The 21,284-nt window shown below is 74.2% G+C and carries 18 protein-coding genes; 14 read left to right on the top strand and 4 right to left on the bottom strand.

The features are described from left to right. Positions 1-40 precede the first annotated feature (40 nt). From AC6JBM_RS54195 to AC6JBM_RS54185, 3 genes are all read left to right on the top strand, one after another. A complete protein-coding gene (locus AC6JBM_RS54195) occupies positions 41-547 on the top strand; it encodes a hypothetical protein (protein WP_497981259.1) in 507 nt (168 codons plus the stop codon). A 264-nt stretch (positions 548-811) separates the two neighbouring features. After that, complete coding sequence (locus AC6JBM_RS54190) at positions 812-1,822, top strand: SDR family oxidoreductase (RefSeq protein WP_497981258.1); 1,011 nt, start codon at positions 812-814, stop codon at positions 1,820-1,822. Positions 1,823-1,996: 174 nt separating this feature from the next. Beyond that, on the top strand, positions 1,997-2,413 hold the full coding sequence (locus tag AC6JBM_RS54185; protein ID WP_497981257.1) for a hypothetical protein: 417 nt from the start codon (positions 1,997-1,999) through the stop codon (positions 2,411-2,413). A gap of 693 nt (positions 2,414-3,106) precedes the next feature. Here the strand turns inward: AC6JBM_RS54185 and AC6JBM_RS54180 are convergent. Both AC6JBM_RS54180 and AC6JBM_RS54175 read right to left on the bottom strand, forming a co-directional pair. After that, positions 3,107-6,286, bottom strand: a complete 3,180-nt coding sequence (locus tag AC6JBM_RS54180) for a hypothetical protein (RefSeq protein ID WP_497981256.1) — start codon at positions 6,284-6,286, stop codon at positions 3,107-3,109. A gap of 89 nt (positions 6,287-6,375) precedes the next feature. Beyond that, complete coding sequence (locus tag AC6JBM_RS54175) at positions 6,376-8,991, bottom strand: CHAT domain-containing protein (protein ID WP_497981255.1); 2,616 nt, start codon at positions 8,989-8,991, stop codon at positions 6,376-6,378. 95 nt (positions 8,992-9,086) lie between these two features. On the opposite strand from AC6JBM_RS54175, the gene AC6JBM_RS54170 reads away from it, so the two are divergent. The 10 genes from AC6JBM_RS54170 to AC6JBM_RS54125 all read left to right on the top strand — a co-directional run bounded on the left by AC6JBM_RS54170 (position 9,087) and on the right by AC6JBM_RS54125 (position 18,781). Beyond that, complete coding sequence (locus AC6JBM_RS54170; RefSeq protein ID WP_497981254.1) at positions 9,087-10,256, top strand: S8 family peptidase; 1,170 nt, start codon at positions 9,087-9,089, stop codon at positions 10,254-10,256. A 1,093-nt stretch (positions 10,257-11,349) separates the two neighbouring features. Beyond that, positions 11,350-11,529, top strand: a complete 180-nt coding sequence (locus AC6JBM_RS54165) for a hypothetical protein (RefSeq protein WP_497981253.1) — start codon at positions 11,350-11,352, stop codon at positions 11,527-11,529. Positions 11,530-11,609: 80 nt separating this feature from the next. Continuing rightward, positions 11,610-13,346, top strand: coding sequence for a protein kinase domain-containing protein (locus AC6JBM_RS54160; protein ID WP_497981252.1), 1,737 nt, complete (start codon positions 11,610-11,612; stop codon positions 13,344-13,346). A gap of 101 nt (positions 13,347-13,447) precedes the next feature. Continuing rightward, positions 13,448-13,921, top strand: a complete 474-nt coding sequence (locus tag AC6JBM_RS54155) for a hypothetical protein (RefSeq protein ID WP_497981251.1) — start codon at positions 13,448-13,450, stop codon at positions 13,919-13,921. A gap of 53 nt (positions 13,922-13,974) precedes the next feature. Beyond that, entirely contained in the window at positions 13,975-14,550 is a 576-nt protein-coding gene (locus tag AC6JBM_RS54150; RefSeq protein WP_497981250.1) for a hypothetical protein, read from the top strand. Positions 14,551-14,614: 64 nt separating this feature from the next. Next, positions 14,615-15,661, top strand: coding sequence for a hypothetical protein (locus tag AC6JBM_RS54145; RefSeq protein ID WP_497981249.1), 1,047 nt, complete (start codon positions 14,615-14,617; stop codon positions 15,659-15,661). Positions 15,662-15,674: 13 nt separating this feature from the next. After that, positions 15,675-16,451 (top strand): ABC transporter permease, encoded by a 777-nt coding sequence (locus AC6JBM_RS54140; RefSeq protein ID WP_497981248.1) that lies wholly within the window; start codon positions 15,675-15,677, stop codon positions 16,449-16,451. Continuing rightward, entirely contained in the window at positions 16,444-17,241 is a 798-nt protein-coding gene (locus AC6JBM_RS54135; protein ID WP_497981247.1) for an ABC transporter permease, read from the top strand. Before AC6JBM_RS54140 ends, AC6JBM_RS54135 begins: the two co-directional genes overlap by 8 nt. Continuing rightward, positions 17,238-18,155 carry an ABC transporter ATP-binding protein gene (locus AC6JBM_RS54130; RefSeq protein WP_497981246.1) on the top strand — a complete coding sequence of 306 codons (918 nt, stop codon included), beginning with the start codon at positions 17,238-17,240 and terminating at the stop codon, positions 18,153-18,155. Before AC6JBM_RS54135 ends, AC6JBM_RS54130 begins: the two co-directional genes overlap by 4 nt. After that, the gene (locus AC6JBM_RS54125; protein WP_497981245.1) at positions 18,152-18,781 is read left to right on the top strand and encodes a maleylpyruvate isomerase N-terminal domain-containing protein; all 630 of its coding nucleotides are present in this window, start codon (positions 18,152-18,154) and stop codon (positions 18,779-18,781) included. Before AC6JBM_RS54130 ends, AC6JBM_RS54125 begins: the two co-directional genes overlap by 4 nt. On the opposite strand, the gene AC6JBM_RS54120 is transcribed toward AC6JBM_RS54125, so the two are convergent. After that, positions 18,702-19,763, bottom strand: a complete 1,062-nt coding sequence (locus AC6JBM_RS54120) for a helix-turn-helix domain-containing protein (RefSeq protein ID WP_497981244.1) — start codon at positions 19,761-19,763, stop codon at positions 18,702-18,704. The two genes, AC6JBM_RS54125 and AC6JBM_RS54120, sit on opposite strands and share 80 nt — an antisense overlap. A gap of 72 nt (positions 19,764-19,835) precedes the next feature. On the opposite strand from AC6JBM_RS54120, the gene AC6JBM_RS54115 reads away from it, so the two are divergent. After that, positions 19,836-20,261 carry a rhodanese-like domain-containing protein gene (locus tag AC6JBM_RS54115; RefSeq protein WP_497981243.1) on the top strand — a complete coding sequence of 142 codons (426 nt, stop codon included), beginning with the start codon at positions 19,836-19,838 and terminating at the stop codon, positions 20,259-20,261. Here the strand turns inward: AC6JBM_RS54115 and AC6JBM_RS54110 are convergent. After that, positions 20,208-21,203, bottom strand: coding sequence for a zinc-binding dehydrogenase (locus tag AC6JBM_RS54110; RefSeq protein WP_497981242.1), 996 nt, complete (start codon positions 21,201-21,203; stop codon positions 20,208-20,210). The two genes, AC6JBM_RS54115 and AC6JBM_RS54110, sit on opposite strands and share 54 nt — an antisense overlap. Between the last annotated feature and the right edge of the window lie 81 nt (positions 21,204-21,284).

Raw genomic sequence — 21,284 nt, 5'->3', positions numbered from 1 at the left:
TCCGAGGCGACCAGGCCGATGGCGTGGGATCCTCCCGCGCATGCTCAGAATTCCCGCCGCGCAGGTCGCCAACGGCCATCTGCCGCACGTCTGCCCGCGTCACGGCGAGCCGGCGATCGAGATGAAGCGGATGAAGCTGATCTCGAAGCCGCCGTCCTGGACGCCGGTGCTGATCCTGCTGGCCGTCATCGTGTACGTCATCGTGGTGACCGTGCTGCGCAAGACCGTCCAGGCGCCCGCCTGGCCGTGGTGCGCGCAGTGCAAGGCCGCCCGCTCCCGCAACCTGGCCATCGGGCTGCCCGTGCTCGGGCTCGGCATCGTGCTGTTCGCCGTCGGCATCGCCACCATCGACGGCGACATCGGGCCGATCATGTTGCTGCTGGGCCTGGTCGCGTTCCTCGTCGGCCTGATCGTCGCGGCGCGCAGCGGGGCCCAGACGGTCGCGGGCGCGTTCGTGTCGCAGGACGGGCAGTTCGTCGAGGTGCCCAAGTCCGACCCGCGGTTCATGCAGGCGCTGCAGTACGGGGCTGCCCCGCAGCGGTTCTAAAGAGCGAGGCCGCGCACTCCGCCAACTGGTGTGCGCGGCCTCGCCTCCCCCGCCCTCAGGGGGTCTTGGTCAGGGCGTAGTCGTCCACGCAACGGCGGCGCTCGCCCCGGAATTGGCGGAAAGGCTTGAGCGCCCTTCGGGGTGAGAGAGCGCTCTCTGAAGAGTTCCCCTTGTCGTCGCTCCTGTCAAGGAGACACCTTGGGCTTTCGCAGGAGAGCGCTCTCCGATTGTTAGGCCCGGTTTCGCGACGGGTAACCGTTGCTCATGGAGCATGAGGGCGTTGGGCAGGTCGTTGTCGTCACCGGGGCCAGCGGCGGGATCGGGCGCGCGGTGGCGCGCCGGTTCGCGGCGCGCGGGGCCTCCGTCGCGCTGCTCGCCCGCGGCGAGGCCGGCCTGGAGGCGGCCGCCGAGGACGTGCGCGAGCTGGGCGGGCGGCCGCTGCCCATCCCCGTCGACGTCGCCGACCAGCGTGCCGTGGACGCCGCGGCGAGCCGGGTCGAGAAAGAGCTGGGCCCGATCGACGTGTGGGTCAACGACGCGTTCACCTCGGTCTTCGCCCCGTTCATGCAGATCGAGCCGGACGAGTTCAAGCGCGTGACGGAGGTGTCGTACCTCGGCTACGTCTACGGCACCCGCGCCGCCCTCGATCGCATGCTCCCCCGCGACCGGGGCACGATCGTGCAGGTCGGCTCGGCCCTGGCGTACCGGGGGATCCCGCTGCAGAGCGCGTACTGCGGGGCGAAGCACGCGATCCAGGGCTTCCACGAGTCGCTGCGCGCCGAGCTGCTGCACGACAAGCGCAACGTGCACGTGACGATGGTGCAGATGCCGGCGGTGAACACGCCGCAGTTCGACTGGGTGCTGTCCCGCCTGGGCCGGCACGCCCAGCCGGTGCCGCCGATCTACCAGCCCGAGATCGCCGCCAAGGCCGTGGTGTACGCGGCGGACCATCCGCGCCGCCGCGAGTACTGGGTGGGCGCCTCCACCGTGGGCACGCTCATCGCGGACAAGTTCATGCCCGGGGTGCTGGACCGGTATCTGGCCCGGACCGGGTACGACTCGCAGCAGACCTCGCAGCGCCGCAACCCGAACCAGCCGCGCAACCTCTGGCAGCCCGCCGACCGCACCACCGACTTCGGCGCGCACGGCGGCTTCGACGACCGCTCGACCCGGCGCGCGCCGCAGCTGTGGGCGTCCCAGCACCACGGCCTGCTGGCGGCGGCCGGGGCGGGCCTGGTCCTGCTGGCCGGCGCCGCCGTGGCCCGCCGCCGCTGACCGTGGTGCATGCGCCGGTATGAGCATGCTGCTCGACGCGCGACCGCTCCCTCGGCTGGTTGGCCGGGTCCGGGTGTGCCGCTGTGTCTTCTCCCGGCGCGGCGCTGCCCGTGTCGTGGGGCGTGGTCCACGAATCGCGTTTGCGCGAGGCAGGGGCCGGGTAGCGTCGCGCTCATGTGGCTGATCGCACGCTCCGCCCTGCTGGGCATCGCCTCCGGCGGCCGCAGCCTGGCGGCCCCCGCCGCCGTGGCCTTCGGCAGCGGCTCCCGCGCCCTACGGCTGGCAACCGCCGCCGCGGCGGCCGGCGAGTTCGTGCTCGACAAGCTGCCGGCCGCCCCGAGTCGCCTGGCCGCCGCTCCCCTGGCCGGACGCGCGGTCTTCGCCGGCCTGGCCGCGGCCGCCCTCGCCCGGCGCGAGGGGAGCAACCCGATCGCCCCGGCCCTGGTAGCGGCGGCGGCCGCGGCGGGCGGAAGCCTGGCGGGTGCTCGCTGGCGCGCGCACGCCGAGGACCGCCACTGGCCCGCCCTCCCCGCCGCCTTGGCCGAGGACGCCGTGACCTGGACCCTTGCCACAGCCGCCACCCGCCGCTGATCCCCCACCGATTTCGCGAACGCCCTCCGAGGCGGTGACCGCCCACCCCGTGACGAGACCTCCCAGTTCGGCCACCGCGTGAACCTGGGACCCGGCCTCTCGCCGCAGCCGTCCGGTGCCACCGGAGCCTTCGCCCCAAGAAGCGACAGCCAGCGGACACGGCATGCTCCGGGCTGGCGGACATGAGAAACCGTGTCCGCGGACCCGGCGGCCCACTGCCCGCCCACCCGGACCACCAAATGTCCGTTGGCAGCGACCACCACGCGAACCTCACGGCGCCGGCTCTCACTGCAGCCGCCGATCGCCGCCACCAGCCGCACGGCCGGGGCAAGCCGCGACCGGAAAGCCGGGGCACAACCCGCGCCTCAGCCAATAGGCGCATCTCCCCGACTTGTAGCTGCGCGGCCGACAGTTGCTGGTCTCGCGATCCGGTGCGGGCTCGCCCCACGCCTCGATCCCGCGACACCGGTCGGCGGCGCGCCTTGTCCCGCAGCCTGGCGCCGGCAGGTGGGCTGCGCGGCGGGCGTCAGAGCTCGTGGAAGCGGTGCAGGCCCGCCCACGTCTCGATCTCGCCCCGCCGGCCCGCCGCACGGGTTCGCCCCACAGCCGCGCGGCGGCGCAGGCTTGCCCCCACGTCGCGGTCGCCCCGCCGGCCCGCGGGCCCACGGCCGCGGGTGGCGCCGTGCCGCAGGGTCAGAGCGCGTGGCGGGGGCGGTGATCCTGGTCCTGGTCTGGCCGCGGGATTCGGGACGGCAGCGGGATGGCGGGGCGGCGGGAAGGCAGAGCCGGCAGCGGCGCGGCGCTCGTCGAGTCCTCCTCGGCCTGGTCGGGGGCGTTGCGGGAATGGCGGCCCGACGGGCCCGCCGGGAGCGCCGGGCGCGGGGGTTCGAAGGGGACGCGCGAGCGGCGGCGCAACGACAGCAGGGCCGCCGCGCAGAGCAGGACCGCGCCCAGGGCCACCGCCGCCTCGGGCAGGAAGGTGGGGATGCCCAGGTACACGGTGATGCCGAGGATCCGCGACAAGCCCCAGGGCAGGAGCGCCATCTGGTCGTTCCAGATGGTCAGGGAGCGCTCCAGGCCCAGGGCCGACACCAGGCCGCCCAGCACGACGAGGGGCATGCCGATGCCGGCCAGCACCACGGCCGTCGCGCGCCGGCGGGGCAGCGAGTAGCGGTCGCGCAGGACCAGGGCCACGGCGACGAAGAGCCATGCGAACGCGGCGAAGGCGATGGACACGTACACCGAGCGCCGCACCGGGTCGGCCCAGAAGGCGAACCAGTAGCCGCCGGGGCCGCGCAGGATCATGGCGGCCAGGAGGATCACGGTGCGCAGCATGGCCACGCCACCGATGGCGGCCCACAGGTGGAACGGGTCGCGGCGGCCGGCCAGCACCCGCGCGGTCAGGGCGAACAGCAGCCAGCCGCCCAGGCTGACCACGAGGTGGGCGGGCGCGGCGAACCACGTGTAGACGAGCCGGGACAGAACGAGCGCGGCGACCGGGATCGCGATCACGAGCAGGCGGTCGAGGCGGCTCGGCAGCGGCGCGAGATCGGCCAGGCGCCACGGGCGGGTCGCGCCGAGCCAGAGCGCGCGCATCCCGGTGGAGCGCCCGACGGCGCCGACGAGCAGCAGGAGCACCACGAGGCCGAGCAGGATCCGGGCCAGCACGGCCATCAGGGGGTCGCGGTCGGCGCGGGTCGCACCGATGTCGGCGGCGGTGAAGTTGTACGCCGGCAGGTCCACGTCCCCGCCGTAGCGCGCCACGTGCGCGTCGTGGGCCGCGCGATACCGGCCCTCCGCGTCCTGCCACGCCGTGCGCGCCGACGCCGAGCCGGTGTCGAGCCACTGGGCGTGCCGCAGGACCATGGTGCGATAGGCGCCGAGGGTGCGGAACAGGTCCGTCTCGTAGGCGAGGGTGTCGAGGAGCTTCGCCCGCAGCGTCGCGTCGCGCCACGACACCGGGTCGGTGGCCGCGATCGTCTCGTGCATCGAGGCGGCCAGGGCAACGGCGCGGTCGCCCTCGGCGATGGCCTGCTCGAGGTGGTCGCGGCTGACGGCGTAGATGCTGTCCAGCGCCGCGGAGTCGCCGGTGACGATGTCCCACTCGAAGATCCACATCATCGGCGGGGGTTCGAGGCCGAGCGCCTTGACCTTGTCGTCGGCGTAGGGGCCCAGGTAGAGACCCTTGGTGACCGCCTCGCGCGACATCGACATCATGCGGCAGATCGCGGTGACGGTCGCCGGGTCGTCGGAGAAGGTCTGCCGGGCCCAGTCGGCGGTGATCTGGGCCGGCGGGGTCGCCGGGTCCCAGGCGAGCCGGCCGAGGGCGTAGGAGTTGAGGTCGTACAGCTGCCAGAAGCCCGAACGCAGCAGGAGTGTCATCGGCCCGGCGCGCAGCGGACCGCCGTCCTGGGTCCAGGTCCACACGCCCTCGACGTGCGGGTTGGCGGCGAGGAAGCGCTGCAGGGCCTGCTGGTGCAGGCCGGTCAGGTCGTTGGGCAGCGAGCCGAACGCCTCGAACTCCCGCCGCGACTGGAACTCCACGATGCGCCGCTGCGCGCCGACCTCCAGCGTCGCGTTGAACGGCAGGTGGCTGTAGAAGTCGCCGAGCGTGTATTTCGTCGACACGATCAGGTGCGCGTTGTCGAAGTCGCCGAGGACCTGCTCGTAGGCGGCCGGGTCGGTGTGCAGGTCACCGACCGCGCCGACGCCGACGGTCCAGGTGCGGAAGATGATGTCGCGGCCGGCCTCGCCCGCGGCCTCCAGCAGCGTGCCGAGCATGGTGCGCACGGCCTGCGGGGTGGTGACCGCGATCTTCGACTCGTAGTCCCAGCCGGGCTGCTTGTAGACGTCGCCGCCCTCGCCCACGCGGATCATGAGCCCGCTGACGAACGGCATGCGCTCGAAGAGCTCGGCCAGGCCCAGCGCGTAGACCCGCCAGAAGTGCGGATCCTCGACCTTCAGGCCGCCGTAGGTCCGCTCCAGGTAGCGCTGCAGCGGCGGCGACAGCGCGAGCATGTCGGTGAGCAGGTAGACCTTCATGCCCATGTCGGCGGCGTAGCGGAACACGGGCGCGAAGGCGGCGGTGAGCGCATCGGCGCGGGCGACGTGCGAGTCGTCGCGGGGATAGACCGCGTGCCCGTCGCCGACCCGGCTGAACGCGATGTATTCCAGGAAGCCGGGCAGGACCACGGCGTTGTACCCCTGTGCGAGCGAGTGCTCGACGAACTGGTGGAACTGCCGGGAGACCCGCTCGACGGCGACCTGGTCGACCCACGGCGCGGCCGGCAGCAGGGCACCACCGACGACGTCGGTGTTGAGCGAGTAGTCGGTGCCCGCGGCGAACGCGGCGACGTCGGGCTCGCGGCCGACCGAGCCGGCGTCGGTGAGCCGCAGCCCGAGGCGGGGCGTGACGACCTCGCCCCGCTGGTCGTCCGGCAGCGGCGGCTCGCCCGAGCGGATGCGGTCGGCCAGCGCGTAGAGCCCGGAGGCGGCGCCCGACTCGTCGCCGCCGGTGAGCACGAGGGGCTCGTCGAGGCGGTAGGAGCCCGCGGGAATGGACTGATCCACATGTACCGCTACATCGGCCGGACCGTCGGCACCGATCACCGGCCGGGCACTCCCGCGGGCCACGAGAGCGTCGGCGACCGCCGCGGCGGCCAGGCTGAGCCGGGGCGAGGCGGGCACCGAGATCGACGCGATCGCGACGGGCGCGGCCGGGCCGACATCGGCGACGGCGGAGCGCTCCACCGGGATCGCGGCCCGGTCGAAGCGCAGGCCGAGGGCCCCGCCGACGCCCCAGGCCACGAGCGCGCCCAGCATCAGCAGCACCGCCAGGGCGGTGAGCGGGATGCGAGCACGTCGTCGGGTCACGTTCGGCATCGTAGGCCCGGGGTCCGACAAATTCCGAGAGTGATCACCTAGGCACGACTGTGCGTGATGTCGTGCTCACTCGGCCAGGGTCAGCCGGCGCCGAAGCAGACGAAACTCTCCGCGCTGGCCCGGTCGCGCGGCCCGGCGGCGGCCTGAGCGGCGGCGAGCGCGGCGGCCGGGCCGAGTCCCGTGGCGAGCCGGCCGTAGAAGGCGCGCATGAGGTGGCGGGTGGCCCCGTCGTCGACGGGCCCGGTGGATGCGATGACGGTGGCGGTACCCATGTTGAGCAGCGCCGCCACGAGTCCCATGAGCTCGTCGCCAGGGTGCACGGCGGCCAGGCCGGTGTCGCAGCCGGACAGCACCAGCAGGGCGGGCGGGCGCCGCAGGGCGGTGAGGTCGTACACCGTGAGCGGCCCGTCGGCGAGCATGAGGAACGAGAACAACGGGTTGTCCACGCGGAACTCCCCATGCGCGGCGATGTGCCCGATCGCGGCCCCGTCCAGCGCGGTCAGGGCGGGCTCGACCCGCGCCCGGTCGCCGGCCAGCACCGTGGCGCCCGCGCGGTCCGCGGCGATCTCCCGCACCTCGTCGGCCGCCTGCTCCGCCGAATGGGCTCCCACCAGCACCAGCTTGCCGTCCACAGTGGACGAGGTCGCGCAGCGCAACCAGATCGTCGCGGAGGGTGCGACGGTCAGTGAGCGTCCGCGGAGGCGGGGTAGCATTCCCCACGGCAGCGCGTGGAGGGCTCCGGTCGGCACCAGGACCAGCGGCCCGTCGCCGAGCAGATCGGCGAGGGGACCCAGCAGGAGCCGGTCGAGGACCTCGGCGCGCCGCTCGAGTCGCTCGCCGCCCGCGGCGTGTCCCAGCACCTGGTTGTGCAGGGCGAACCTCAGCGACTCCAGCTCGGCTCGCACCGCCTCGATCTCGCCGACGATGCGATGCGTGACCCTGCGCCCGCGCACGACGAGGGCATGCAGGCGCCCGTCGATATCCAGCAGTTCGACGAGCACCCGCTCCCCCAGCGCCGTGGCCAGCGTAGGGAGGGACAACTCCACAGCGTTGGGCGAAGAACCGGGCGCACGCCACGAGCGGCGGCGGATTTCGGCCTCCAGCACGCGCTGCCGCCGCAGCAGCCGGCTGGTGCGCTGGGGTCCCGTGGGTGCCGCGGCGAGCTCGCCGTTGATCCGGCGCAGCTCGGTCAGGTGCCGGGCGACGACCGGGTCGGTGGACGGGTGCGTCGGCGGCAGGGAGAGGGCGGCGGCGCGGCATCGCTGGGCCCAGGCCAGGGCGGAGGCCGGTCCGCCGTGGACCAGGGCGAGCCGCAGCCGCAGGCCGGCCAGGGCCGCCGTCTCCGCACTGCCGCGCACGCGCAGCTCGGTGGCGCCGAGGCTGGCCCGGTAGGCGTCGGCCTGGCGCAGGCCGGAGGTGGCCGCCCGCACCGACTCCGCGACGGCGCCGGAGGCGAGCTCGACGCGGGCGCGGATGTGCCACCACCGCACCCGCAGCGGGGCCGGGCCGAGCTTGGCGGCGCCGCCCGCCTCGGTGAGCAGCTCACGGGCCGTGTAGAGCTCGCCGAGGTCGACCGCGAGCTGGGCGGCGTCGAGCAGCGCGTCCCAGCCGGGCTGCAGCCAGCCGGCCTCGAGCAGGTGCGCGGCGACGGTGCGCAGGTCGCGCAGGGTGCCGCGGTTGGCCTTGCCGAGCGCGACGACGGCGGCGAGCTCGGCGACCCGGGCGCGGGCCATCCACACGCTGCGCCCCTGGCGCTGGAACACCCGGCGCGCGGCGGCGGCCGCGGTCTTCGACTCGGCCGGTGTGCCGGCGGCGAGGCCGTGCCGGGCGAGCATGAGGTGGGCCTGGCCGAGCACCGAGTCGAGGTGGCCGTCGGTGCAGGCGTCGATGGCGGCCCGGATCGCGGCGTCGGCCTCGGGCAGCAGCCGCACCGACAACAGCAGGTCGGCGCGGTCGAGCAGGCTGACCGCGTCGACGCCGGTGCTCCACAGCCGGTCGTGGGCCCGGTCGTAGCGTGCCAGGGCGGTGGGCACATCGCCGGCCTGGGCCGCGACGAAGCCGAGGTTGTGCTCCACCTGGGCGGCGGCGGTGGCCATGCCGAGCCGGTTGTAGAGCGCCTGGGCGGCGCGCAGGTCGACCTCGGCCTGCTTGAGATTGCCGCGGAAGCCGTGCAGGACGCCGCGGTTGGTGAGGGTCCGTGCCTCCCAGACCTGGTCGCCGGTGGTGCGGAAGGCGCGCAGGGCCCCTCGGTACAGCTCCATGGCCTGATGGTCGAAGCCGAGCCGGCGCAGGATGAGGGCCCGCTGCATGGTCGCGCGGGCGCGCCGGTGGCCGTGCAGCTCGGCGACCGCCCGGTCGATCTCCTTGAGGGCGGCGCTCGGGCGGCCGAGGTCGTCGAGGATCAGGGCGTGGCTCATGCGGGCCTCGGCCTCGTGGACCTTGAGCCCGTGCCGGCGGGCGACGGTCATCGAGGCGCGCAGGTGCTGGGCGGCCCCGCCGGCGTCGTGGCGGGCGCGGGCCACCAGGCCGAGGGCGCGCAGGGCCACCGCCTCGCGGCCCGGGTCGCCGTCGCGACGAGCGTCACGCAGCGCCGCCTCGGCGAGATGCTTGGCCTTCCCGGGGTCCGCCATGACAATCGGGAGCAGCCGCTGCGCCAGATCATCGTCGGCGGCGGGGAGCACGGACGCTGCCGTCATGGTTGCATCCTGCCAAAGGCTCGGATGTGTATCACGGGGCCCGGAGCGCGACTCATGTCACCGGCCTCATTGTTGATCCGTTTTGGGGAGCATTCATGTCCGTACCGAACGATCGTCTTCGACGGTGGGAGCAGGTCCGCACCGAGCGCCTGTCCACCTTGCCGTGGTTGCGCACCGAAGTACAGTCCGGCCGGCCGGTGCGCTTCGTCGCCGACGAGATCCTGGTCTCCGACCAGGGGGCCGGGATCGCGCACAGCACCCTCGCCGGCCTGGGCCACCGGGCCAGCGACATCAAGGAGGACGAGCCGCACCGGGGGCTGCGCCGGCTCAAGACCCGCGGGCTCGACGTCTCGGCCGCCGTCCGCCAGCTGCGCGGCCAGCTCCCGGACGCCGTCGTCGGCCCGAACCACGTGTTCCTGTCGACCCCGCACGAGCACGGCGGCCCGTTCGGCCCGCCCGTGGCCGCCGACGCTCCCCCGTCCAAGCTCGCCCCTTCGGCCGGAGGCGCATCGTCCGTCCGGGTCGTTGTGATGGACACCGGGGTGTACGTCGACAGCCCGCTCCCGGCCGGCTGCTACTCGGCTACGGCGGAGAACGTCGAGACCGTCCTCGACGGCGACAACGACGGCGAGCTCGACTCCGACGTCGGGCACGCGAACTTCATCGCCGGGGTCGTGGTGCAGGGGACCGACGCCGCGCAGATCCGCATCGTGAAGGTGCTCGACAGCTTCGGCATGTGCACCGAGGCCGACCTGGCCGCCGCGATCACCGGGCTCACCGACGTCGACGTGCTGAACCTGTCGCTGGGCGGGTTCTCGGTCGGCGACCAGCCGCCGGCGATCCTCTCGGCGGCGCTGTCGGGCTTCCTGTCCGGCACCGGGCGGGTCGTCGTCGCGGCGGCGGGCAACGACGGCATCCACGACCGCCCGTTCTGGCCGGCGGCGTTCGCGGCGAGCGGCTCGCCGTGGGCGGGGCAGATCCTCGCGGTGGCGGCGCACGACGGCACCGGGGTCTGCGAGTGGAGCAACCGCGGGCCGTGGGTGAGCCTGGTGGCGCCGGGCGCGGACATCGTCAGCACCTTCATCCACCACCCGGGCTTCGCGTCGGGCTGGGCGGCGTGGAGCGGGACCTCGTTCGCGTCGCCGAAGGTGGTGGCGGCCCTGGTCGAGCGCACGGCGGCGGCCGGGTCCGTGGTGGCGGCGGCGGAACAGGTGAAGGCGGAGGCCTCGCAGCAGCAGCTGGGCGGGTTCCCCTCGCTGCGCTGAGCGGGGGTCTCACGGGGGAGGGCGCTGCGGGCGGCGAACCGCAGCGCCCGGTGTGGGCCGCGCACCTCCGCGCGCCCACGGCACGGCCGAAACGCGGCCCCGCGGCACGGCCGCCACGCGGCCTCCGGGGCAGCCGCAACCGCCACGCGCGCGGCACCCTGGGGCTGGCACAACCGCCACGCGCGCGGAGCGGACCGCACCACCGCGCGCCAGAGGGAAGGCCCGTCTCAACACCTCGCCCGGCCCGCGCAGTGACCCGCGGGTGGGCGGCCGACCGCAGCGCCGCTGGCCCCGGGTCGTCGCGTTCGAGGAACGGGATCATCGCGGTCGGTCGGCACGGGCGCCGCACGTGCGCACGCGCCGAGGTGCGGTGCGGGTGCGGTGCGGTGCGGTGCGGCGGAGCATCCGAACGGGCCGCTAACCGCCGCGCGCGCCCAAATTGCGGCGCAACGAGCGGCTGCCCTCCAGCGCATGCCGCGTTGCGCCGGCCGATCGGACCACTGCGCGCCGGACGAGTGCTGCGTGCATGACGTGACGCCAGCAAATGCGAGTCGGTGAACAGACGGACCACCGCACGCCGAACGGGTGCTGCGTGCATGACAAGGCGCCGGCAAATGCGAGTCGGTGAACAGACGGACCACTGCACGCCGAACGGGTGCTGCGTGCATGACAAGGCGCCGGCAAATGCGAGTCGGTGAACAGACGGACCACTGCGCGCCGGACGAGTGCTGCGTGCATGACGTGGCGCCGGCGAATGCGAGTCGGTGGACAGAAACTCTCGGCGGCGGCCCTCATCCACACCCAACCGGCGCCCCGGGCTCGTGAGCGCGTTCGCGAGGCCGCGGGGCGTGGTGTCACTCGCCGCCGTGCTCGCGGTAGCCTCCGCAGTGGCCGAACGGGCTCGGGCTCTGGATGCCGGCCGTCGTACGCTGGGCGCGGCTGGCCGAGGACGACGGCCCGCGGCGGGAGCTGCCGGCCCAGGCCACGGCGGCCCGGGAGGCGCTGCCGGGCACCGGGGCCGCGGAGCTGGTGGTCTCGCGGCTGCGGAAGGAGCACGAACAGCCTGCGCTAGGGCGGCGAGGAGAACGACTGTGTGGAGCGGATCGAACACGAACAGTACACGACGCTGAAGCTGCAACCCCTGGCCCACAAACGGGCGACGGTCGTGCGTCTGCGGGATGAACGACCGATCGATGACGTGGCGCTCAGGCGGTCGCAGGGCAGACTTGACATCGAAGAGGTTCGACTCACAGGCACCTATACGACAGAGTGAACCAACCGATTGCCCGACCTGCACGGCGGGCGCAGGCATGCTGAGATGTCCCTTTCACGGCAACTGGGCGGGATCTGATCTTGAAAACGCTGGCGGACCGGTACCGGCTGGACTACGCGATCGGCGCGGGCGGCATGGGCATCGTGTGGCGCGCCCGTGACCTGCGGCGGCAGCTCATGGTGGCGATCAAGGAAGTACGGCTGCCGGAGCTCATGACGACCGCGGAACGCGACCGGGTGAACCGCGAGGCGCGGGCCGCCGGGCGCGTCGAGCACCCCGCGATCGTCCGGGTCCATGAGGTCGTCGTCACCGATGACGGGCCGTGGATCGTGATGGATCTCGTCGAGGGCCGCTCCCTCGGCGAGCGCGTCAGCACCGAGGGACCGCTGCCGGCGGCCGAGGGCGCGGCGCTCGGCCTGGTGCTGCTCGACGCCCTCGCGGCCGCGCACGCCGCGGGCATCACGCACGGTGACGTCAAGCCGGCCAACGTCCTGCTCCCGCCGGACGGGACCGCCCAGCTCACCGACTTCGCCGTCGCCGCCATGCTCGACGGGCATCTCCCGCTGAGCGACCCGGCGTTCGTCGCGCCCGAGCGGCGTCAGACCGGCGAGGGCGGGCCCGAGGCCGACCTCTACTCGCTCGGGGCGACCCTGGCGCTCGCCTCCCCCGACGCCGCGCCCGAGATCGTCGCCGCCCTCATGGACGAGGACCCGCGGGCCCGGCCGTCGCCCGAGGCCGTGCGCGCGGCGCTGTCCGCCGCGGCGGGGCATCCGGCCGCCGTCACCGCAAACCCCAAGCCAAGGGACGCATCGGCCCCCGCGAGCGAGCCCGGCACGGCCGGCGAAGGTCCCGCCGCGACCACGATCGCCATGGCCCTCAGCGGCACGCCGAGCGGGCCCGATGCCGCGGACAACACCACCGCACCCGGCGAATCCGGCATCCCAAACGAAGCCGGCCAAACCACCGCGAGCCCGGGCAGTTCCGCCCACCAGCACGACGGCGCGGATGTCACACAGGAGCAGCCCCTCGTCCCCGCCGGAGCCACCCCAGGGACCCCCGAAGCCGCACAGACACCCGGCGAAGCCGCGCAAGCACCCGGCGAAGCCGCGCAGGCACCCGGCGAAGCCGCACAGACACCCGGCGAAGCCGCACAGACACCCAGCGAAGAGGCACCGGCACCCGCCGAAGCCGCGCCGGCCGCGAAGAACGAGCGCCCCGCGCCGCCGGGCATCCGGTCCGAGCTCAAGGTCGCCGCACTCATCGGCGCCGGCGTGCTCGCGTTCCTCATCGCGGTCGCGTTCTTCCTCGACGGCGGCACCCCCACGAACGCGAACCAGGCCGCCGCCCAGACGAGCCCAGCCACCGACGCGGCCCTGGTGAACACCGAGCCCTCCCCGCCACCGTCCGACGATCCCCCCTCACCGAGCGTCGAGCCGTCCCCGTCGTCGCAGCCCCCGACCACGACCCGGGCACCGAAGACCACCCGGCCCACGACGACCTCGCCGAAGCCGGCCACGGTCACGTCGGCGAAGATCGGGCTCAACCCGGTGACGTACAGCGGGCCCTGCTCCGGCAACGGGCTCGACGTCCAGGTGACCGTGACGATCACCACGAATCAGCCCGGCACGAAGGTGACGTTCGCGACCACGGGCAAGGCCGCCAAGACGGTCACCGCCGTCGACGGGACGTACACCGAGACCTACCGCATGCGGGTCGACAGCAGCAGAAAGTACTCGTTCCCGATGACCCTGAGCGTGACCAGCCCGGGCACCACGACGGACTCGCTGACGTTCACCAACGCTTGCACCAAGCCCTAGAGAACTAGGATGTTGCGCCGGGCGACAACGCAACACACCACGATGTGCGTCTAGGGTTACGACCGCAGCACGTTGACCGTCATCTGCCGGAAGGTGGTCGCATGACCGACGACGACGCCACGCGCGACGGGCTGCCCAGATTCATCTACGGTGAGTACACGGGCGAGATCAAGCTGCCACCGCGGCCCGAAGAGGACGAGGCCGCGGGCCCGATGGATCGCAAGACCAAGATCCTCGTGGCGAGCGGTGGCGTGGCCCTGGCGCTGATCGTCGGGCTCGTCGTCGCGGCGCTGAGCACCAGCAGCGGGCCGGACGCCACGCCCGCCGCGGCGAACCCGGAGTCCTCGGTGGTGAGCGTGTCGTCCTCCGCCGCACCGGGGCCGACCGATGACGTCGCCCAGCCGACCCAGTCGTGGCCGCAGCTGAAGAACGACGACATCCCCGGCGGCAAGCCCACGACGTCGGGCAACCCGGGCGCCACCAAGACCACCAAGCCGGCGACGCAGACCACGAAGCCCGAGAGCAAGCCGACCACCCACAAGCCGCCGAAGCCCTCGTTCCCGGGACCCCGATGACCGAACCCGGCTCAGCGGAGGACGGGTTAGCGGGGAGGCCTGACGGTTTTCCGGTGCCACCACCGGAGGGCCTGTCGCGGCGCGCGGTCGCGCTGCTGGCCGGCGGCGGGCTCGCGGTCGTGCTCGTGGTCGGGACCGCGCTGGTGGCGCTGACCACCGGCGACGGTGACCGGCCGCGACCACCGGCGGCGGTGCGGGACACGCCGCAGCCGGTCGTGCCCGAGGACGCGGTGACGATCGGGCCGCCCGCGACCGCGCTGCGGACCACGGCGTCGGCGCGGCCGTCGGCGACGAAGACCCGGACGGCCTCGGCGGCGCCGACGACCCCGAGCGGGCCGCGGGTGCTCACGGTGACGGTGACCGCCGACCCGGACCGGTTCACCAGCTGCCGCGGCACGCTCGTCACCAAGCTCACGGTGCGCATGACGCTGAGCCAGCCGGGGCTTCAGGTGCAGTACACGATCAACGAAGGGTCGGCCGTGCGCCGGACGGCCTCGGGCACCACCTTCAGCGAGACGACACGCGCCACGGTCGGGCAGTCCCAGGGCGACCACCAGGTGCGCATCGCCGTGTCGCAGCCCAGCACCGCGAGCGCCACGACGGTCATCGAGGTCGACTGCGCCAGATGAATGTTCGTGAATCCCCCACGATTGGTTACGATCTATGTACCAACCGTGACGGGGTTGATCGGCCATGCTCGACGCGCGGAGCCTGCTCGTGTACTGCACGACGAACCAGGCCCTGCGCTGCGCCCCGATCGCCGACCGGCCGCACGGCGGGCTCGTCGTCGCGCCGCACCAGGGCGACGAGCGCGGCCTGCTCGAGACCGCGGCCTACCTGCGCGGACGCGCCCGGTTCGGCGCCCCGCTGCTGCTCGACGCGGCCCGGTACGCGGGCCCGGACCGGCTGCCGGCCAGCGCCCCGTTCAACCCGCGATGGCTGCGCCGCCAGCGCGAGCTGGGCCTGCCGGTGCTCACCGACTCCGGATACGTCGACGCCGGCGACGAGCGAGGCCTGGCCGGCATCCTGCACCGCACGATGGCGATCCCCGACGCCGTCGCGGTGCTGCCGCTGCACCCGGCCTGGCTGCGCGACCGGCTCCACCTGAACGTCCTCACCGGCCACCTGCGCGCCGCCGCGGTACCGGTCGCCCTGGTGCTGGAGGCGCGGGCCGACCCGTTCGCGCTCGACGGGTGCGTGCCCGGGCTGCTGGCGGTGCTCGGCTGCGGGGTGCCCGTCATGCTGCTGCGCTGCGACCTGTCCTCGCTCGGCGCGCTGTGCCACGGGGCGGTCGCGGCGGCCGTCGGCACCGTCGCCGCGCTGCGCCACCTCGCACCCCGCGAGGCCGACGGGGTGCGCCCGCCGTCGACGATCTTCCGGCCCACGATGTCGTACCGCCGGATCAGCGCGATCCAGCGCGCCAAACGCACCCGTCCCGACCCGCGGCTCTGGTCCTGCGACTGCCCGGTCTGCGCGGGCCGGGACCTCGACTGGATGGCCGGCCTCGGCGACCGCGAGCGCGAGGTCCCCGCGTTCGAGCACGCCGCGGCCGTGCTGTTCGCGCTGCGCGACGAGCTGCTCGGCGACGGGCGGCCGCTCCCCCGCGCCGCGCGCGACTGGGCCGAACGGTGCGCCGACGCCGCTCTCCGCGAGCGCGAGCTGGGCTGGGCCGTCACCCCGATGCTGCGCCACTGGCGGGACGCGGGCCCGAATCCGGTCGATCTGCGGCTGGCGAGCTGACAGAATCCGGCCGGTGTACGCGACCCTCTTCGTGCTCGGCATCCGACGCTGGTCCGCATACCGCACCGCCGCCCTCGGGGCGGCGTTCACCAACTGCGTGTTCGGCCTCATCCGCTCGGCCGTGATGCTCGCCGTCGTCGCCACCGCGGGCGGGACGCTCGGCGGCTACGACCAGGCGACCACGGCCACGTACGTGTGGCTCGGCCAGGCCCTCGCCGGGCCGATCAGCCTCTTCGGCTGGGGCGAGCTGGCGCAGCGCATCCGCTCCGGGGACATCGCGGTGGACCTCGCCCGCCCCGCCGACCCGATGCTGTCCTTCCTCGCCGCCGACCTCGGCCGGGCCACGTTCTCGCTGCTGCCCCGGGGCATCCCGCCGCTGCTCGTCGGCGCGCTCGTGACCGGGCTCGCGCTGCCGCACGTCCCGGGGCCGTATCTCCTCGGCGCGCTCAGCGTGGCGATCGCGAGCGCCCTGTCGTTCGCGTGCCGGTGGCTGGTCAACCTGAGCGCGTTCTGGCTGCTGGACCTGCGCGGGCCGATGACGCTGTACCTGGTGCTGTCCAATGTCCTGTGTGGACTCGTGGTGCCGGTGCGCTGGTTCCCGCACTGGCTCGCCGTGCTGGCCTCGGCGACGCCGTTCCCCTCGCTGCTGCAGGCGCCGATCGACGTGCTCACGGGAAAAGCAGGGGCGGCCACGGTACTGACGCAGGCTCTCTGGCTCGTGGGCCTGCTCGTCCTCGGGCGCCTCGTCTTCGCGCTCGGGGCGCGCAAGCTGGTGGTGCAGGGTGGCTGACCGGCCCTACCTCACCCTGGCGCGCATGCACGTGCGGGCCCAGACGGTGTACCGCGGATCGTTCGCCATCGAGCTGTTCGCGAGCGTCGGCGCGACCGTCAGCGGGCTGGGCGAGATGTACGTGGTCTTCGCCAACGTCCCCGCGCTCGGCGGCCTGACGTTCCCCGCGGCGCTGCTCGTCTTCGCGCTCGGGCACATCTCGATGAGCCTCGCCGACCTGTTCTTCGGCCATCTCGACGCGCTGCCGGGCTACCTGCGCGCCGGCACGCTCGACGCGTTCCTGCTGCGCCCGCTGCCGGTCCTGCCGCAGCTCATCAGCGCCGAGCTGTCGCTGCGCCGGCTCGGGCGGACCGCGGCCGGGGCGGTCGTCGCGGCGCTGGTCCTGGCCCGGCTCGACGTGCGGTGGACGGCGGCGAACGCGGCCCTCGTCGCGCTCACCGTGCTGAGCGGGGCGGCCATCTTCGCCGCGCTGTTCACGGCCGCGGCCGCGGTGCAGTTCTGGCTCGTCGACGGCGCCGACATCACCTCGTCGTTCGTCTACGGTGGACAGTACGCGTCGCAGTTCCCGGCCACGATCTACCCGGATCCGGTGCGCGTGCTGTTCACGTTCGTGGTGCCGACGGCGTTCGTGGCCTACCTGCCGGCGCTGACCCTGCTGCGGCTGCCGCCACCGCCGGGGTTTCCACTGTGGATCGGCTGGTGCGCCCCGCTCGCCGCGGCGGCGGTGTGGGCCGTCGCGCTGCTCGGCTGGCGGTCCGGGCTGCGCCACTACACGGGGGCGGGATCATGATCATCGAGGTGGACGGGCTGCGGCGGCACTTCGGCAAGGTGGCCGCCGTCGACGGGCTCTCGTTCGGGATCGAGCCGGGCGCGGCGGTCGGCTACATCGGGGCCAACGGCGCCGGGAAGTCCACGACCATCAAGATGCTCACCGGCATCCTGCGGCCCACCGCCGGCTCGGTGCGCACCTGCGGCCTGGAGCCGATGCGGCAGCGGCGCCGCCTGGCCCGGCGCATCGGCGTCGTCTTCGGCCAGCGCAGCCAGCTGTGGTGGGACCTGCCGCTGCGCGACTCGTACCGCGCGCTGGGCGCCATCCACCGCCTCGACCACCGCCCCCGCCTGGCCGAGCTCGGCGAGCGGCTCGACCTCACGCCCTTCCTGGACACGCCGGTGCGTCAGCTCTCCCTCGGCCAGCGCATCCGCGGCGAGGTGGCGGCCGCCCTGCTGCACTCCCCGGAACTGCTCATCCTCGACGAGCCGACGATCGGCCTCGACGTGCTGAGCAAGGAGCGGCTGCGCGCCTTCCTCGTGGAGCAGCGCGAGCTCGGCACCACGCTGCTGCTGGCCACGCACGACATGGGCGACGTGCGCCGGCTGACCGACCGCCTGCTCGTCGTCGACCACGGCCGGCTCGCCTTCGACGGCACCCTGGACGCGCTGGCCCGGCAGGTCGGCGCCGAGCGCATCCTCGTGCTCGACCTCGCCGAGCCGGCCCCGCCGCTGGCCGCGGTGCCCGGGGCGCGGCTCGTCGGCGTGGAGGCCGGCGGGCTGCGCCAGCGCCTGTCGTTCGCGCCCGGCACGACGACGGTGGCCGCGATCCTGGCATCGGTGGCGGCCACGGCCCAGGTGCACGACCTCACGATCGAGGAGCCCGACATCGAGGGCGTGGTGCGGCAGCTCTATTTGCTAGCGTCGAGCCCGTGACCCTGGCTGGTGCTGACGTCCTGCGCGCTGTGTCCCTCGTCCGGACGACCTTCGCCGACGTGCCCGACGACGGCTGGGACCGGCCGGCCGGCACGCTGTCGTGGACGTGCTGGGAGACCATGGAGCACATGGCCGACGACCTGTTCGCCTACGCGGGCCAGATCGCCGTGCCCGACTCCCCCGAGGACACCTACGTGCCGTTCGCGTGGCGCCCGCTGCGCGAGGGCGGCCCGGCGAACACCATCTTCGTGGAGGCCAAGAGCGGGACACTGGGCCTGCTGCGCTCCCTGTCGGCCTGCGGCGCGATGCTCGCGGCCGTGGTGGATGCCGCGCCCGCCGCGCGCCGCGGCTACCACCCCTACGGCGTGAGCGACCCGGAGGGCTTCGCCGCGATGGGCGTGGTCGAGGTGCTCGTGCACGCCTGGGACGTCGCCGACAGCGTGAACCGCGCGTGGACGCCGCCGGCCGACCTGTGCCGCGAGGTGCTCGACCGCCTCTTCGTGGAGGTGCCCGACCACGACGACCCGTGGCGGGTCCTGTTGTGGGCTACCGGGCGGGCCGAGCTGCCGGGCCGGGCGGCACGGACGTCGTGGCGGTGGGACGGCCGCCCGCTGGCGGGGCGGTAGTCCGGAAGGCCTGCCGATACGCGGACGGCGACGTGCGCATCGCGTTGGTGAAGTGGTGGCGGAACGTCACCGCGGCGTCGAAGCCCACGGCCGCCGCCACCTGCTCGATCGGCGCGTCGGTCGTCTCCAGCAGCGGCAGGCTCGCCTGAATGCGCTGGCGCAGCAGCCAGCGGATCGGGCTCGTCCCGGTGGCGCGCGTGAAGTGCCGCAGGTAGGTGCGTGGCGACATGTGCGCCTGCCGCGCCAGGTCGGCGAGGGTCAGCGGCGAGCGCAGGTGCGCCAGCGCCCACGCCAGGCTCGCCGCGATCCGGTCGTCGTCCGCGCCGGCCGGCACCGGGGCCTCGATGAACTGGGCCTGGCCGCCGTCGCGGTGGGGCTGCACGACCAGGCGCCGGGCCACCGCGTTCGCGACCGCCGCCCCGTGGTCGGTGCGCACCACGTGCAGGCACAGGTCGAGCCCGGCCGCGCTGCCGGCGCTGGTCCACACGTCGCCCTCGGCGATGTAGAGCACGTCCGGGTCCAGGTCGAGGTGCGGGAAGCGGGCGCGGAAGACGTCCGCGTAGCGCCAGTGGGTCGTGGCGCGGCGACCGTCGAGCAGGCCCGCGGCGGCCAGCGCGAACGCGCCCGAGCAGATGGACAGGATGCGCGCGCCGCGGGCGCGGGCCTCGCGCAGGGCCTCGAGGACCTCCGGCGGCGGGTCGGCGTGGACGGACTCGACGCCGGGGACGATGACGGTGCCGGCCGACGCGAGCAGGTCCAGGCCCGCCGGCGGGTGCAGGGTCGCCCCGCCCACGACGGGGATCGCGGGCGCCGGCTTCGAGCGCGTGGGGGCGCAGATCGTCAGGCGATACCAGGGAATGTCCAGCTCGGGGCGCGGAAGGCCGAAGATCTCGGTCACGATGCCGGTCTCGAACAGGGACATCCCGGCGAAGGCCAGCACCGCGACCGAGTCGCCGGCCGTCCTCGGGGCCGCAGCACGCATGGCGAGATCTTAGCCAGTAGCGGCGTTTTCGCCACTGGTGCGAGTCCCGGCCGCGACCGCAGGATCGTCGGTATGCGTGAAGCGATTGAGCACTTCGCCCGGCGGCTGCGGTTCGAGACCGATGTCAGCGACGTGCACTCGGCCCTGGCGGCCGGCGGCGGGAACCTGGTGGTGGTCGACTCCCGCGGCGATCAGGCCTGGGCGCAGGGGCACGTTCCGGGGGCCGTGCACCTTCCCACCGCCGACATCGCCGCCCGGGCGCGCGACCTCGTCGACGCCGGCCGGGAGGTCGTCACCTACTGCTGGGGGCCCGGCTGCAACGGCGCCACCCGGGCCGCCCTCGAGTTCGCGCGGCTCGGATACCGGGTGCGGGAGATGATCGGCGGGTTCGAGTACTGGGTGCGGGAGGGGCTGGCGTTCGAGACGAGCCGGGGGCCGCAGCGGCTACCGGCCGACGCTCTGACCGCCCCGCTGCGGGCCGTCTCCTGCGACTGCTGACAGGATCAGGGTCTTGCCGATCGCCGTCCTCGCCTCGATCGCGCGGTGAGCGGCGGGGGCGTCCCGCAGGCCGTACATCTGGCCGATCAAGGGCTCGAAGCGCTGCTCGGCCAGGGCGTGCAGCGCCTCGCCCAGCAGCTGCCGATGGCGCTGCACGGACAACTGCACGTCCGCGATGCCCGTCGTCGTGATGCCTCTCGCGTCCGCGGGCGGGGCGGTGAACGAGCCCGCCGGCGTGCCGTGGGCCGAGAAGCGGCCGCCGTCGCGGACCGCGTCGAAGGCCGCCCGGCCGTAGTCGCCGCCCGCGCCGTCCAGGGCGATGTCCACCGGCGCCAGCGACGCGGACCAGCCGGGAGCCGAATAGTCCACCACCTCGTCCGCGCCCAGGCCGCGCAGGCGGCCGAGCTTGGCCGGGCCGCGGGCCGCCGCGATCGCCGCCGCCCCGGCCGCGCGCACCAGCTGCACCAGGATCGCGCCCATGCCTCCGGCGGCCGCGGTGATCAGCACCCGGTCGCCGGGGCGGACCTCCACCAGTCGCAGCAGGGCCAGGGCCGTCACGCCGTCGTGCAGGACGGCGGCGGCATCCGGGTCCTCGACGCCGTCCGGGATCGGGACCAGGGCCGCGGCCTCGGCCAGGGCGACCGTCGCGTAGCCGCCGCCCGCGTGGCCGGTGCGGGCCACCACCCGGCGGCCGATCCACTGTGGATCCACGCCGCCGCCGACCGTGGTCACCGTGCCGGCCACGCCGACACCGGGGTGGTACGGGAGGGTGACGGGGAAGAACGGGGCACCGTGGCCGGCCCGCACGCGGGTCTCCAGCCACAGGGTGTCGGCGGCGGCCACGGCGATCTGGACCTGGCCGGGGCCGGGCGCCGGGTCGGGCGCGTCGACGGGGACGAGAACCTCCGGACCGCCGAAGCGGGACACCTCGATCACACGCATGGAACCACCCTCGGACCTCAAGCATGGTTCATGTCAAGCCGGGTAGCGGCTGCGGCGTGAGCGGGACTGAAACCGAAAGCG

This window comes from Dactylosporangium thailandense, from assembly GCF_059739745.1.
Note: the sequence above shows the minus strand (reverse complement) of the source record. Positions and strands in the feature narration are given on the sequence as shown.